The organism is Streptomyces sp. V4I2, assembly GCF_030817655.1.
Lineage (GTDB): Bacteria > Actinomycetota > Actinomycetes > Streptomycetales > Streptomycetaceae > Streptomyces > Streptomyces plumbiresistens.
In genome coordinates this window covers 5374697-5388362 of the sequence record NZ_JAUSZM010000003.1, presented here as the reverse complement: position 1 = coordinate 5388362, position 13666 = coordinate 5374697, and the positions used below count along the sequence as shown (strand labels likewise).

General features: G+C 70.1%; 13 protein-coding genes. 6 read left to right on the top strand and 7 right to left on the bottom strand.

Annotation, left to right across the window (positions count from 1 at the left end; genetic code table 11):
* Positions 1–139: 139 nt before the first annotated feature.
* The gene (locus QFZ76_RS25420; RefSeq protein ID WP_307675905.1) at positions 140–1867 is read left to right on the top strand and encodes a copper resistance protein CopC; all 1728 of its coding nucleotides are present in this window, start codon (positions 140–142) and stop codon (positions 1865–1867) included.
* A 14-nt stretch (positions 1868–1881) separates the two neighbouring features.
* Here the strand turns inward: QFZ76_RS25420 and QFZ76_RS25415 are convergent, their stop codons facing one another.
* A complete protein-coding gene (locus tag QFZ76_RS25415) occupies positions 1882–2739 on the bottom strand; it encodes a DUF72 domain-containing protein (protein WP_307675904.1) in 858 nt (285 codons plus the stop codon).
* 88 nt (positions 2740–2827) lie between these two features.
* On the opposite strand from QFZ76_RS25415, the gene QFZ76_RS25410 reads away from it, so the two are divergent.
* On the top strand, positions 2828–3118 hold the full coding sequence (locus QFZ76_RS25410; protein WP_307675903.1) for a zinc-ribbon domain-containing protein: 291 nt from the start codon (positions 2828–2830) through the stop codon (positions 3116–3118).
* Between the two features lie 13 nt (positions 3119–3131).
* Here QFZ76_RS25410 and QFZ76_RS25405 read toward each other — a convergent pair whose 3' ends face one another.
* Complete coding sequence (locus QFZ76_RS25405) at positions 3132–3599, bottom strand: DUF5990 family protein (protein WP_307675902.1); 468 nt, start codon at positions 3597–3599, stop codon at positions 3132–3134.
* A gap of 155 nt (positions 3600–3754) precedes the next feature.
* On the opposite strand from QFZ76_RS25405, the gene QFZ76_RS25400 reads away from it, so the two are divergent.
* Together QFZ76_RS25400 and QFZ76_RS25395 are read left to right on the top strand one after the other, a co-directional pair.
* The gene (locus QFZ76_RS25400; protein ID WP_307675901.1) at positions 3755–4819 is read left to right on the top strand and encodes a YihY/virulence factor BrkB family protein; all 1065 of its coding nucleotides are present in this window, start codon (positions 3755–3757) and stop codon (positions 4817–4819) included.
* A 64-nt stretch (positions 4820–4883) separates the two neighbouring features.
* Positions 4884–5432: a phosphatase PAP2 family protein gene (locus tag QFZ76_RS25395; protein WP_307675900.1), complete on the top strand. Its 549-nt coding sequence runs from the start codon at positions 4884–4886 to the stop codon at positions 5430–5432.
* Positions 5433–5510: 78 nt separating this feature from the next.
* On the opposite strand, the gene QFZ76_RS25390 is transcribed toward QFZ76_RS25395, so the two are convergent.
* Both QFZ76_RS25390 and QFZ76_RS25385 read right to left on the bottom strand, forming a co-directional pair.
* Complete coding sequence (locus QFZ76_RS25390; protein WP_307675899.1) at positions 5511–7955, bottom strand: helicase C-terminal domain-containing protein; 2445 nt, start codon at positions 7953–7955, stop codon at positions 5511–5513.
* Between the two features lie 890 nt (positions 7956–8845).
* Positions 8846–9613: a hypothetical protein gene (locus tag QFZ76_RS25385; protein ID WP_307675898.1), complete on the bottom strand. Its 768-nt coding sequence runs from the start codon at positions 9611–9613 to the stop codon at positions 8846–8848.
* 439 nt (positions 9614–10052) lie between these two features.
* On the opposite strand from QFZ76_RS25385, the gene QFZ76_RS25380 reads away from it, so the two are divergent.
* Both QFZ76_RS25380 and QFZ76_RS25375 read left to right on the top strand, forming a co-directional pair.
* Positions 10053–10235, top strand: coding sequence for a hypothetical protein (locus QFZ76_RS25380; RefSeq protein ID WP_307675897.1), 183 nt, complete (start codon positions 10053–10055; stop codon positions 10233–10235).
* Positions 10236–10279: 44 nt separating this feature from the next.
* Positions 10280–10504 (top strand): hypothetical protein, encoded by a 225-nt coding sequence (locus tag QFZ76_RS25375; protein WP_307675896.1) that lies wholly within the window; start codon positions 10280–10282, stop codon positions 10502–10504.
* 127 nt (positions 10505–10631) lie between these two features.
* Here the strand turns inward: QFZ76_RS25375 and QFZ76_RS25370 are convergent, their stop codons facing one another.
* From QFZ76_RS25370 to QFZ76_RS25360, 3 genes are all read right to left on the bottom strand, one after another.
* Entirely contained in the window at positions 10632–10838 is a 207-nt protein-coding gene (locus tag QFZ76_RS25370; RefSeq protein ID WP_307675895.1) for a hypothetical protein, read from the bottom strand.
* A gap of 24 nt (positions 10839–10862) precedes the next feature.
* On the bottom strand, positions 10863–11816 hold the full coding sequence (locus QFZ76_RS25365; protein ID WP_307673435.1) for an IS481 family transposase: 954 nt from the start codon (positions 11814–11816) through the stop codon (positions 10863–10865).
* Between the two features lie 417 nt (positions 11817–12233).
* Positions 12234–13655: an ATP-binding protein gene (locus QFZ76_RS25360; protein WP_307675894.1), complete on the bottom strand. Its 1422-nt coding sequence runs from the start codon at positions 13653–13655 to the stop codon at positions 12234–12236.
* Between the last annotated feature and the right edge of the window lie 11 nt (positions 13656–13666).

The following is a 13666-nucleotide window of genomic DNA, read 5'->3' as shown; positions in this document are numbered from 1 at the left end:
CGTGAGCACTCCGGGGTCGGTATCCGTATCTTTCCGGAGGCGGCGAGTCCACAGACGGAGAAGAAGAGACGTGGAGCGTGACGGTGAGCACAGGTCAGGTCTCAGGGCAGACCGACAACGCCGGGGACTTCAAGGGCTGGTGCTGCTGGGCACCGTGCTGGTCCTGCTCCTCCTCGGCAGCGCGGGACCCGCGTCGGCCCACGCCGCCCTCCGCGACACCGATCCCAAGGACGGAGCCGTCCTCAAGTCGGCCCCCCGCCATCTCACCCTCACCTTCACCGAGTCCGTAGGCCTGCTCGAGGACTCCTTCCGCGTCCTGGACCCCGACAACCACCGGCTGCGCCTGGACCGGGCCGAGCACGCGCCCGAGGGTTCCGACACGGCCCGCGTCACGCTGCCCGCGAAGCTTGCCGAGGGCACGTACGTGGTGGCCTGGCGGGTGGTGTCGGCGGACAGCCACCCGGTCTCGGGCGCGTTCACGTTCTCGGTGGGCAAGCCGTCCGTCACCACGGCGACGGTGGACACGGGCCCGGTCGAGAACCCGGTCACGGCCGGCCTCTACAACATCGCCCGCTACCTCGCGTATCTGGCCGCGGCCCTGCTGATCGGCACGGCGGTCTTCATGGCGGCCTGCCGCCCCCCGGACCCGGCCCCCCTGCGCAGGCTCCTGCGGGCGGGCTGGTGGACCCTGGCCGCGGCGACCGTGGCCCTCCTGCTGCTGCGCGGCCCGTACGAGTCGGGCGCGGCCCCCGCCTTCGACCCCTCGGCCTTCACCGACACCCTGACCACCCGCCCGGGCCTGGTCCTGCTGGCCCGACTGGCGCTGCTCGTACCGGCGGCCCTCTTCGTCGTACGACTCCTGCGGCCCAGGCCGCTGTCCTTCGCCTGGCTCGCCTCGGGCGCCGCCCTCTGTGTCGGCCTCGCGCTGACGTGGGCCGCCGGTGAGCACGCGTCGGCCGGCCTCCAGGTGCCGGTGGCGATGACGTCGTCCGTCCTGCACGTGCTGGCGATGGCGGTGTGGCTGGGCGGCCTGACGGCGTTGCTGACCACGTTGTACAAGTCGTCGGCGGCCGTCCTGCCCGCGGTGGTCAGGACCATCTCCCGCCTGGCCTTCTGGTCGGTGACCGTCCTGGTCGCCACCGGTGTCTACCAGTCCTGGCGCGGCCTCGGCTCGTGGACCGCCCTCACCGACACCACGTACGGCCGCCTCCTGGTCGCCAAGCTCATCGCGGTGCTGCTCCTGCTGGTCATGGCGGACATGTCACGCCGATGGACGGCGCGGCTGGCGCAGGTGGAGGCGGCCGTACCCGAGCGGGTGCCGGAGCCGGCGGGCGGCCCACCGCTGCCCCCTTCGGAACCCGCCACCGCCGGCTCCACCTCGTCCCCTGCCCATGCAGGCCTGCGCCGCTCGGTACTGGCCGAAGTCGCCGTCGGCGTGGTGGTCATGGTGCTCACGACCGTCCTCACCGGCACCCTCCCGGGCCGAGCGGCCACCGAGGCCGCCGAAGCGGCGTCGACGACCGGCCTGGCCACCGCGTCCGTCACGACCATCCCCTTCGCCGTCGGCACCGCTCGCGGCAAGGTGCAGATCACCCTCGATCCGGGCCGCACCGGCGACAACTCGGTCGAGGCCGTGGTCCTCGCCCCCGACGGGGGCCTGGCCACCGTCCCGGAACTCCGCCTCTCCTTCACGCTCCCCGCCCAGGACATCGGCCCGATCGACGCCGAAGTCACCGACAAGGGCGGCTACTGGGGCACGAGTTCGCTCAACCTCCCCCTCGCCGGCGACTGGATGATGAAGGTGACGGTCCGGGTCTCGGAGATCGACCAGGTGAGCGAGTCGAAGACGGTGAAGATCGAGGGCTGAGAGGGCTGAGGGGGCTAAAGGGTGTCCTGGCGGGCGAGCAGGCGGTCCATCGTCTCGGCGGCGCGTACGGCGGAGTCGGCGCAGCAGTTGTTGAAGAGGACGTGGAGCCGGCCGACCTGTTCGGCGAGGGTGCGTAAGCGGGGCGCCCACTCCTCGAGTTCGGCGCGCGAGTAGTCGTACCGGAAACGGTCTTCCTTGCTGCCGGTCCCCCAGGCGGCACTGCGCCCGTGAAACCGCACGACGGACAGGTGCGGCGAGGTCACGGCGGTGACGGGCGGTATGGAGGACGGCAGGGTGCGGGCCATGTCGACCCCGACGGCGGCGAAGCCGAGGCGGGTGAGCAGAGCGCGGGTCGGCTCCGCCAGCTCCTCCCGCCACCACGCCGGATGCCGGAACTCCACGGCGAGAGGCCAGCCGGCCGTCCGCGCCGCGCACTCCTCCAGAAACGTCTCGGCCCGCGCCCCCGGCCGAAACCACGGCGGAAACTGGAACAGCACACTCCCGAGCCGCCCCGCCGCCCGCAACGGCCCGATCCCGTCGGCGAACCGCGCCCACACCTCGTCGAGGACGGCGGGATCCCCGGCGTCGGCGGGTAACCCGTCCGGCAGGGCACGCTCGTTGGTCGGATGCCCAGTGAGCAGCGAGAACGCCTTCACGTCGAACACGAACCCGTCCGGCGTCCGCTCGACCCACAGCCGGCTGTTCCGCTCCCCGGGCAGGGCGTAGTAGCCGGAGTCGACCTCCACGACGGGAAACCGCTCGGCGTAATACCGCAACCGCCCCTCGGCGTCCCGCCGCCCGACCGGATACCAGCCACTGCCGACGAGCGCACGATCGGTCCAGGAACAGGTCCCGACGAGGATGTCACCCATGGGGGAGCGGTTACCCAACCGCCGGGCAGGGACGCGGTGCAGGACGCGGTGCAGGACACTGTGAGGACTGACTCGGAAGGAACCCGGAATGATCATCTTCGGCACCAAGGGATACCTGTACCAGCTCGCGATACTGACGCTGGTGTGCGGCCAGTGCGGCAACCCCGCCGCGCACACGCTCCGGAAGCGCGTCACGAAGTTCACGCTGTTCTTCGTGCCGCTGTTTCCGCTCTCGACGAAGTACGCGACGCAGTGCACCTTCTGCGGCGCGGAACAGAAGGTCACCCAGGAACAGGCGGAACAGCTGCAGGCCCAGTCCGCGGGCGGGCACGGCGGTCAGCCGTACGGGCAGCCGCAGCAGCAGCCGTACCAGTCCTGACAGGTACGGCTGCCTAGGCGGCGGGTTCGGCGGTCCAGGTGACGTGCGGGGGCGTGATCCGTGCGCACAGGGGGCCGCCACACGCGTCGGTCAGGCCGAGACGTGCGACCAGCAGGCCGTCGGGTGCGGCGGCGGCGAGTACGTCGGCGGGGACGGCGTCGAGCATGAGCTTGCCGCGGCGGAACATCGTGAAGAGGCCGGCCTCGTCGACCGTGCCCCACGACAGATAGATGAACCGGTGCCCCAGACGGTTCTGCACATAAGGGCCCCGCACCTCGATGCCGGTCGGCGAGGTGACCGCCGTGCACTCCAGGGTCCAGCTCGCGGACGCGGCGTCGCCCCGCTGCGGGTCGAGCAGCTCGGCCGGACGGTCGCGGCGTTGCACGGCGACGTGGATGTTGCCGTAGGCGGCGGCGGAGCCGTCGGCGGGGGCGGGGCGGGTGAGGCCGGGCAGGTCGAAGGCGTCGATACGGATGCGCATGCGGGCCATCATCCGCTGTCCGCCGCGATGAACGGGTTCCGCGGCCATCCCCTCGTGCAGGGCTCCGCACGCAACCCTCGCATCGACCGCCTCGTATGCCGCAAATGTGAGGATCGGAAGGGTTCAGTCGGAGATCCGTCGGATACTCGTGCGGCATGACACGGACGATGAGAAGGCATGGAAGGCACAGCACCGGGCACGCCGCGGCCGACCGGCAGGCCGACACCGTGCGTGCCCCGGATGCCGGGCCGGACGAGCAGGTGGAGCAGCAGGCGCCGGACAAGCCGACCGACCTGCCCAAACGCTCCTGGGGGACGGTGCTGAAAGGCACCCTGAAGGAGTTCAAGAGGGACGAGCTGACCGACCGGGCCGCGGCGCTGACCTACTACGGGATCCTGGCGCTGTTCCCGGCCATGCTGGCGCTCGTCTCCCTGCTGGGGATCGTCGGGCAGTCGGCGACGCAGCAGGTGCTGGACAACATCGAGAAGCTCGCCCCGGGCGCGGCGCGGGACGTCCTCACCAACGCGGTCCGGCAGATGCAGGGCAACGCCGGACTCGGCTCGATCATGGCGATCGTGGGTCTGGTGCTCGCGGTGTGGTCGGCCTCCGGCTATGTCGCCGCGTTCATCAGGAGCGCCAACGCGGTCTACGACGTTCCCGAGGGGCGCCCGGTGTGGAAGGTGCTGCCGGTACGGGTAGGCGTGACCGTGGTGCTGATGGTCATGGCCGTGATCAGTGCGCTGATCGTGGTGTTCACCGGCGGCCTCGCGCGGGAGATCGGCACGGCGCTCGGAGTCGGCGACACCGGACTGACCGTGTGGTCGATCGCGAAGTGGCCGGTGCTGGTGGTCCTGGTCACGATCATGATCGCGGTCCTGTACTGGGCGACCCCGAACGCGAGGGTCCGCGGCTTCCGCTGGATCACGCCGGGCAGTTTCCTCGCGCTGGTGATCTGGATGATCGCCTCGGCGGGGTTCGCGTTCTATGTGGCGAACTTCGGCTCGTACAACAAGACCTACGGCGCTCTCGCCGGTGTGATCATTTTCCTGGTGTGGCTGTGGATCACGAACCTGGCGATCCTGCTCGGCCTGGAATTCGACGCGGAGCTCGCCCGCCAGCGGGCTGTCGCGGGTGGTCGCCCGGCCGGGAAGGAGCCGTACGTCCAGCCGCGGGACACCCGGAAGTGGGACGAGGAGGACCGCCGCCGCCTTGAATCCTGAAGGCGGCGGATCACCGCCCTCGCGGCACCGGTGTCGGAGGACTCTGAACGGGAAGTCGCTGGTCATGGGAGCGATGGCGAGCCTGCGCGACCGGGATCACAGGCTGGCGAGGCGCACGATCGCGTGGGGACCGCGCTGGCTGCGGCGGGTCGCGCCCGCGGTGGAGGAGGCGGCCGAGCACACCAAGCTGTGGTGGGCGGCGGCCGGTGCGATGGCCGCCGTCGGCGGATGGCGCGGCCGTACGGCCGCCGCGGCGGGGGTGGCGGCCATGGCGACGGCCGAGGTGCTGTCCAACGGGGTCGCCAAGCAGCTGTACCGGCGGCGCCGCCCGCCGCGGGAGTGGGTGCCGCCGGACGAGCTGCGTGACCGGCCGGACAGCTCCTCCTTCCCCTCCGGGCACACGGCCGCCGCCTTCGGCTTCGCCGGGGCCGTCGCGACGGTGTGGCCGGCCGCGGGTGCCGCCTGCGGGGCCTCGGCGGTGACGGTGGCCACGCAACGGGTGCACAGCGGCGCGCACTACCCCACCGACGTCGCCGCCGGCGGCGCGATCGGACTGGCAGCGGCCGCGCTGGTACGGGCCGTACCGCGGCTGCTGCGGCGATACGTGCTCTGACACGTCCGGCTGCCGACGGACGCGCTGCCGGCAGCCGCCGCTCGTAATGTGGTCATGAAGTCATGCCTGTCGACGATTTCATTCGGGCACGCTCATGACGCTGTGGATGCGGGAGAGGGTGAAAACGCGCTCGGCGTCCCTGAGCTGGCACCAGGCTTCGAGGTAGGGCGGGTCGAGCATGAGGCGGCTCAGCGTCCGCACGGTCCGGTTGCCCGAGGTGGCGACATACTCGACGGTGATGGCCCGACCGGCATCGATGGCGTGGGCGAGCTGACGGACATCGCCGTACTGCAGGTGCTTCGCCCACCCTGCGACGATCTCCTCCGTGTCCGTGGCGTAGGGCACCCCTCCGTCGAACGGCGCCGGCTCGGGAATCGTCGGCGGGGCGGCCAGCAGCTGGGCCGCCAGGGCGTGGGAGTCGACGGCGGCGGATGCCTGCGCCGCGCGCGGGCCGGCGCCCCGGCCCCGGCCCTTCGCGCTGCCGCTGCCGCGGCCGCGCGGAGCCGGAACGGGAGCGGCCCGCCGAGGCCGGGCCTTTTCGACGCGTACCGTGCCCTCGGCCGTCTCGGCGACAGGGGCGTATCCCTCGGCCCGGAGCGCGGCGACAGTCGTGTCCAGCGGGCTGCGGCTGATCAGCACCGTCGGCGCCAGCTGCCGCAGCCCGAGCTTGGCGAGCTTGCGGTGGGCGGCGAGCTCCGCCAGCAGCGCGGGCTCGTCGCCGTGCAGGACGCAGGCGGCGGGGGCGACGCGCACCCGACCGTGGCCGCGCGCGGTGTCGGCGATCAGGTACGACAGCGGCTGCGGCAGAGGACCGGCGGCGACCGCGGCCAGGTCGGCTTCGATGTCCTCGGGGACACGGCCGGCGTCCAGGGCCCGCCGGATGCTGCCGGCGCTGAACCGCCACACCGATGCCGTGCCGCTGGTCTCCCGGTCGGCGACGGAGTCCAGGAGCGCGGCAAGCCGCGTGGACGGTGTGCCGGTGACGACGGCGGTGAGGTCAGCGCCGATCCGGGCCGCGGCGGTGGCCGAAGGCAGCAGCCGCCGGCACTCGATGCCCAGCCCCTCCGTGTCGCCGGTCCACAGGTGGAGGCCGATGGCGGACAGGGCACCCCGAGCGAGCACGCCGAGGAGTTCGGCCTCACGGATCACGGAGGCGAACGGCGTTCCGTCCTGAGGCGAGGAATCGGCGAGCGGGCGGTGCCAGGCGATCAGGGGCCCCAGCTCCGAAGCGATCTTCACACCCTGCCCTTCCGGGAGCTGCGCGGCCGCCGCGAACAACCCGTGGCGGGCCTGCACGCAGCCACCGCAGGGCGGTGCTCCCCCGAGAGCGGGAAGCGCCTTGTCGTCCTCGTCGCGCGCCTGGGTGGGCGTGAGCGGCAGGTCCCGCCATGCCTGAAGCAGTACGGCGAACTGCGCCGGGGGTTCCTGTTCCGCCCAGGCGTCGTACGCCTCGGTGGCCGCCACCCGATCGCCGTCCCGACCCAGCAGCCCCGCGGCGTACGCGGTCTCCAGGGTGAGGCGTACGACGGCGTCGTCGGCCTGGGCGGCCTTGCCGATCCGGGCCAGCTCACGCGCACCGATCCCGCCGGACTTCAGCCGGGCCGGCGCAGCCGTCGAGCAGGCCGACAGGACCGAGGAGGCACGGGCAGCGAACGCCGCGGCCGCGGCTGACGCCTCGCGGTCCACCTCCGTCGGCGTGACAGACGCCCGTCCCGCGGAAGGCGGGACGGGCTGGAACGGCGCGTGCCAGCCGGGCCCGCGCAGCGCGAGCGCCACCTCGGTGGGCATACGGGCCGGACCGTAGCGGTGACGGTCCTGGATCAGGAGTCCCCGCTCCGCCGCCCATCGAGCGCCGTCGGGTTCGCGGCCGGGGCCCGGACGCCCGAACACGATCAACTGCGGAGGTTCCTCCGGGGCGGCAACCGCCCGGCGTTCGAGCAGCTCCCGGGCGGCCGCAGGCGCCTTGACGACGAGTGCGGCGATCCGCTCCGGGTCGCTGTGGTGTTCCACCAGTGCGGCCAGCCGCTGCGCCTTGGTGCCCGGCGGCTTGAGGTCCAGTGCCACCAGCATGCCGCGTAGCTCGTCGGAGGTCGTGCCCGCGAGCAGTTCCTGGAGCGGGGCATCAAGCCCGAGGGGCGCGTCCCATGCCTGCAGCAGAGGTCCGGCCATGCGGAGCTTCCGCGAGCCGTCCGGCCAGACCAGAGCATGATCGGCCAGCACCTCCAGCACCGCCGCCAGCTCGCGGATCCCTTGGTCGTCCGCCGCTCCCAGCAGCTCCGCCAGGGCATCGCGCGATGCGGGCACCCTCAGCGCCGCCAACGCCTCGGCCACCTGGAGGTGCGGCAGCGCGAGCCGCGGCAGGACCAGTGCCACCGATCCCGGCCGCTGAAGCCGGTCCGCCAGTTCCCCCACCGACCGCGGCTCCGGAGGGGCAACGGCGTCCCTCCGCGTCCCGAGCACGCGTGCCAGACGAGAGGCGTCAAGGCTGCCCAGCCATGTCGCCAGAGTTGAACGGGACTTCATGCGGAGTGCACCTCGTCGAACCAGGAAGCGTAAGGCGCGCGGCAGCTCCGGCGCCGGGTTCAAGGATGGCGCAACTGGGTGATCGACGGGTGCCGGATGAGGGCGTGTACCTCTCTGGGGCCGGCCATCGCCTCCGCGACCTCCGTGCACTCGAAGGGCTGAAGGTTTTGAGAACCAGCTCGCGGCTTCCCTCTCGGTCAATAGCTTTCTGCCGAGGGGGCTGCATGACGAGAAAGCACAATTCAGGGACGCGACCCGCGCTTTGGTTCGTTCTTGGCTTCACGTTGTTCTTGAGTAGCGCTGCGCTGCTGGGTGTCACCCTGACCGTCGACCACAGGGTGGGTTCGCCCGTATCGGACCCGTCGATCAATTGGCCCGGCCCACGGCCCACCGGCTGGATCAGCATCACGCCGTCCGGTCCCCCGCGAGTGAGCTGGAGGCCAACAGACGAGGGTTCCACCATCGACCCCACGGACACGATTCCTCCGAGGTACGTCACATTGGAGCCGAACAGCCCGGATACACCCCGCGCTCTGCCCGTGGTCACCCAGACAGTCCTGGTGTTCGGCCGCGACGAGCGCGATGGGTCGGACACCACGGCTACGGTGTCCGCGATCGGGAGTCTTCTTGCAGGAATGGCAGCCGTCGCCTCGTTGGCCCATGGCATCGCGATTCGCCACCGAACTCAGGAAGACCGCACGCCTGATGCCGATCCGGATCCGGTCCCTGACCCGGGCGCTTCCGCTTGATGTGACTGAGCGCGATCGCACTCTGTTTGAGCACAGGGAGTTCCGGCTCCGGCGAGGTCGGCCACATGTCGACGAGGTCTCCCCGTCCGGCTGGTCCGGATGATGACGCTTATGGAAGGGGAGGCGGTCCGCGCACGCCGCCTATCGCACGGCGACGTGATCCCCGGTCGACGACTTCGCTCCCGAGGTGGAGTTCCCGTAGTACGTCCACCGCCACGTTCCCGGCCCGGTGGCCTTCACCGTGGTTTTGAGTGCCCCCGTACTACTCGATTTCGCTTTCTTGATCGTCGTGTACGAGGAGGCGCCCGCCGCCTTGAACTGCAGGCTCACCGTGCGGCCCGCGTAGCCCTGGTACGTGTGGGTGTCCCAGTTCGCCCGTGTGACCCGCCCGGTCACGGTGATGGTCTTCCCTTTCGTGACCGGCTCCGGCGAGGCGTTGACAGTGACGCGTGTGGCCCGCTTGACCTGCAACGGGAGGGCCATGTCGTCGGTGTCGTGGGCGTCGCCGGCGAGAAAGACCTGAGCAGCAGTTTTCCAGGTGCCGGCGTCCTCGTTCCCGAAGTCATAGTTCCGCGGGTCGATGTACAGCCATTCCTCGAAGTCGCAGATTCCCTTCGCCGCGTCCACGACCTTGCAGTCGCTGGTGATGATGGCGCTGTGCAAGGTGTCCCCGGAGTCGGGCTTCCCCCGGTAGGGGAACACGGTCGGCCCGTAGTCGTATGTGAGCTTGGTCGTCATCCGGAAGACCGCACGCACCTCGACCTCCTCCTTGACCCCGATCACGATCGGCTTCCCGCCGTTCACCGCGACCCGGGTGAAGGAGACCCCGCCCTCCGCCGCCCCAGCCGGCACCGCCGCCACCCCTGTGAACACGATCGCCGCTCCACCGGCCACCACTGTTCTCCACATCGTCTTCCCCATCCTCGGGCCCGCCCTCTCCCCTGCAGCCCGGACCGAGCGCGTAGGCGCATCGGCCGGAGATTCATCCTCGCGGCTGACTGTCGGACCGGAGAGAACTGTGCGCGGTTGTACGCGATGCGGCAACGATTTGATCACCACGGCATCGCCCTGGTCGGGGTCCCGGGAGGGGCCCGGATGGCTTCACGGAGGACCCGGTGATCAGCCTTCCGCGTGCCTGCCTCACGTGTCTGCCTCCGCAGCGGAACAGGTACGCCCGAAATTCGTGCATCCGCCGCTGGGTCGTCCGTGTTCTGCCTCCGCGTTCTGCCTCCGCGCAAGAACTGAGCGCCAGAGTGGCCCACTGGCGTGCGAAGTGGCATCACACCTGACTCATGCAGCATCATCTCCTTGCTGGCCTAATAAATCGAACACATGCTTGAATCTGGTCATGCGACCGTTCCCAGACGACCTCGCCCAGACGCAGCACGAGTGGAGTGCCACGCACGGACAGCTCGCCGAGCGGCCCGGTCGTACCGAGCTGCGCCGGCGCCTGTACCGGCTGTCGGCTCAGCTGTTCTTCCCTGACATGAGACGGCGAGACGGGGACGTGAGTGAGCTGCTTCAGCTATGACGTTCTGGAATGCGGGGCCACATGTCCCGGATGATCCTGAAGGCATGTCCGGACCGATTCGCGTGATCGTGCACCCGCCGTCGCCCACCGGCGGCCGACGCGTGCGTGTGGACGGCGAGATCCTCGGGCTGGCCCACAACGTGGCCGACGTCGCGGAGTTCCTCCGCCGGGCGGGGTTGGAGGTCGACCCGTCGGACGTGGCGGGATCTCCGTGGATCGACTGGCGCGGAGTAGGGCCGGAACGCTGGGGCGCGGAGACGAGCGGCTGACCCATTGAAGGCCCCCCCTTGAAGGCACCCTACTGATGGCAACCCGCCTTGAATGCAGAGTGGTTGCCAGCCTGACCTGCGGCGGAGCGGTGAGCGTACTCCGCTGCGGTGCTGGCGCGCTGTCTGTTCACTCGTAGACGACTGCGGCACTCAACGCACGGGCGAAGAAAGCCCAGTCCTCATGAGGGGGCATCTCCCGCTGGAAGTTCTTGTACCAGCCGGGCGAGTCATCGATCCAGGCGGCCAGTGCGTCCAAGAAACGGTCCAGGGTGGGGTTCTCCCACTGCTCGCCTCGTTCTGCGAAGTCGTCGCGCAGGTGGGCGATGAAGGCCACGAGATCTTCCCTGCTCGCGACGGCCTAGGTGTATTGCCCTGAGAGGTTGGGGACGCGGCTGGCGGGTGGTTGGCCTTTCAGCGCGGTGTGTCCGCGGTGGTGATTGTAGGTGTGCAGCCAGTCGGGGAACGCTTGGCGTCGTTCGGTCTCTGAGTGGTAGGGGCGGGCGTAGGCCCACTCGTCGAGCAGGGTGCGGTTGAAGCGTTCGACCTTCCCGTTGGTCTGCGGCCGGTAGGGCCGGGTGCGCTTGTGGGTGATCCCGGCTGCGGTGAGCAGGTCGCGCCAGTCTCGTGAGCGGTAGCAGGAGCCGTTGTCGGTCAGGACCCGTTCGACCGTGATGCCGGCCTGGGTGAAGAACGCCTGGGCACGGGTCCAGAAGCCGGTGGCGGTCTCCTTCTTCTCATCCGCGTGGATCTCGCTGTAGGCCAGTCGGGAGTGGTCGTCGACGGCGGTGTGGAGGTAGCTGTAGCCGGCGTTCGGGCGGTTCTTGCGTCCTGCTTGGCGGCCCAGCACTTTGTGTCCGCCGCCGTCGGGGATGTTGCCGAGCTTCTTGATGTCGACGTGCACCAGCTCGCCGGGACGTTCACGTTCGTAGCGGCGTATGACGCGGCCGGTGGCCCGGTCCAGGTGGGTGAGGCGGGCCAGGCCGTAGCGGGTCAGCACACGGTGAACGGTCGAGGGCACCAGGTGCAGCAGGTGCGCGATGCGGGCCGGTCCCCAGCGGCGCAGGACACGGACCTTGATGATGCGCCGCTCGGTGCGGGTCGGCGTCCTGCGCGGGCTGGTACGCGGGCGGCTGGAGAGGTCGCTCATGCCTGCTTCGCCGAACGTCCGGTAGCGGTCGGCCCAGCGCTGGGCGGTGGTCGGCGAGACCTGGAAGCGTTCGGCAGCCCGGCGCAGGGGCCAGCCGTCCTCGACCACGCAACGGGCCAGGCGCAGTCGTCCGGTCTCGGTCAGGGGTGCATTACGGTGGGACACGAGGGCCTTTCGGTCGGTGTCGACGTCGCAATCCACACCGAACTCGAAAGGCCCTCACCTGTTCAAGATCCCTCAGCCGAGACCTGCCTCACCGTCCACAACCTCCCGGGACAGAACACCTAGGCCGGTCCCTCGCGAACGTGGCGACCTGGCTGAGGTGAGGAAGCCCGCCGGCCTTTGTGGGGCCCTTCGACATCGTGCCCGGTGAGGCACTGGCGGAGGATACGAGATTCGAACTCGTGAGCCAGCGGAAGTGTTGCTGCGCCCCCAACACGCTTTCCAAATGTTCGTCCGGGGGTTCTGGGGCGTACAGAAACGTCCTGACATGCGGTGCAGCAGGGTCGGGTGGGGCTTCTGGATGGTGCTGAACGCCGGTGAACGCAACCAGAACTGCAACCACAGGAGCCCAGCCCTTGCTCACGCCCTGCGCCAGGCGGTGAGCAGTTCCTCGGGTCCGTACGCCGCCTGGAGCCCGGAACAGCTGGTCCCGTTGCGGGAGACCGCCACGAGCGGTACCGGCTCGTCGGTGATCGCCGCCCGGTGCTTCTGCAGCGCGGCCAGGTCGTGGCTGTCGAACGCGGAATTCTCCAGCCACTTCACCGAGCCGAGGAAGAGCAACTGCTTGGCCACCGGCTGTCGGTCGGCGCCCACCAGGTCGATTTCGACGTCGTTGCTGCGGGTCCAGTATCCGCCGATAGCCGGGGCGGCGGGCAGAAGTCCGTCCGGCAGGAGACGGGCGAGAGATTCCCGGACCAGGGGTTCGATCGCGCGGCCCCGCCAGCTCGTCCACTGTTCCTTGATCCGGCTCAGAGTGAGATCTCCCCGCATCCGCTCGATCTCCGCCATGTGCGGGTCCAGAAACGCGAGCCAGAACCGCAGGTAAGGGTCGGCCACCCGGTAGCGGCGTTCTTTCGACGGCCGTAGTGAGAGTGGCAGTTCGGCTGCCACGACTCGTTTCTCGGTCAGGACCTCCGTGGCTCGGGTGAGAGTGGTGTGGGCGATGCCGCCGGCGGCGCGCGCGATGTTGGTGAAGGTTCGCTCCCCGGATCCGATGGCCCGCAGGACCTCCCTGCTCATCGCCTGCGGAGGAAACTCCGCGGCCAGTGAGCGTTCTGCGGAGACCAGCAGCGCCGAGATCGGGTTGTCCAGAGAGTCGCCCAGGAACTCCCAGACATCGGCTCCGGCCCGCCACTCCGCGCAGATCAGCGGGAGACCGCCCGTGATCAGGGTGGCGTCGAAGGCGGCCGCCGGCGGAAGGTCGAGCATCTCGCCGATGTCGGCCGGGTTCAGCGGCCCCACGACCATTTCCCGGCCCCGCTGATGGAAGGGGCGGTCGTAGCTGTTCAGCGCCTCCATCATCGACAGGTCGGATCCGACCAGGAGGAGGAGTACGGGCTTACGGCTGAGCAGCCGGTCCCAGGCCCGTTGCAACATCCCCTCGAAGGCGTCGATGCGGTCCATGAGATAGGGAACCTCATCGATGACGACGACGCTGGGGCTGTCGTCGGGCAGGACCTCCGCAAGCAGCCTGAATGCCGCATTCCACTGCTCCGGGGCCTCCTCCGAGAACAGTCCCCGCTCCGGGAGGGTGGATCTGGCGACGGCGTCGAGCAACTCCGTCAGCTCGTCGTCCGGCGTGCCGCCCGCCGCGGTGAAGAAGAGGTACGGCGTCTCGGTGCGCCGGAGGAACTCCTCGACGAGGCTGGACTTGCCGACCCGCCTCCGTCCGCGCATGAGGATGCACTGACCGGGTTTCGCCGACCCGACGGCATCGTGAACGGCCTGCAAGGCGTTGCCGAGCACGTTCAGCTCGCGGTCCCGCCCGATGAAGCGACGCATGGCAGCCTCCC

What these genes read in the sequence shown, in the direction of transcription:
- QFZ76_RS25390 (WP_307675899.1), bottom strand. Translation starts at nt 7,955, where the DNA reads ATGAAGTCCCGTTCAACTCTGGCGACATGGCTGGGCAGCCTTGACGCC.
- QFZ76_RS25400 (WP_307675901.1), top strand. Translation starts at nt 3,755, where the DNA reads ATGACACGGACGATGAGAAGGCATGGAAGGCACAGCACCGGGCACGCC.
- QFZ76_RS25375 (WP_307675896.1), top strand. Translation starts at nt 10,280, where the DNA reads ATGTCCGGACCGATTCGCGTGATCGTGCACCCGCCGTCGCCCACCGGC.
- QFZ76_RS25360 (WP_307675894.1), bottom strand. Translation starts at nt 13,655, where the DNA reads ATGCGTCGCTTCATCGGGCGGGACCGCGAGCTGAACGTGCTCGGCAAC.
- QFZ76_RS25410 (WP_307675903.1), top strand. Translation starts at nt 2,828, where the DNA reads ATGATCATCTTCGGCACCAAGGGATACCTGTACCAGCTCGCGATACTG.
- QFZ76_RS25405 (WP_307675902.1), bottom strand. Translation starts at nt 3,599, where the DNA reads ATGCGCATCCGTATCGACGCCTTCGACCTGCCCGGCCTCACCCGCCCC.
- QFZ76_RS25415 (WP_307675904.1), bottom strand. Translation starts at nt 2,739, where the DNA reads ATGGGTGACATCCTCGTCGGGACCTGTTCCTGGACCGATCGTGCGCTC.
- QFZ76_RS25380 (WP_307675897.1), top strand. Translation starts at nt 10,053, where the DNA reads ATGCGACCGTTCCCAGACGACCTCGCCCAGACGCAGCACGAGTGGAGT.
- QFZ76_RS25385 (WP_307675898.1), bottom strand. Translation starts at nt 9,613, where the DNA reads ATGTGGAGAACAGTGGTGGCCGGTGGAGCGGCGATCGTGTTCACAGGG.
- QFZ76_RS25395 (WP_307675900.1), top strand. Translation starts at nt 4,884, where the DNA reads ATGGGAGCGATGGCGAGCCTGCGCGACCGGGATCACAGGCTGGCGAGG.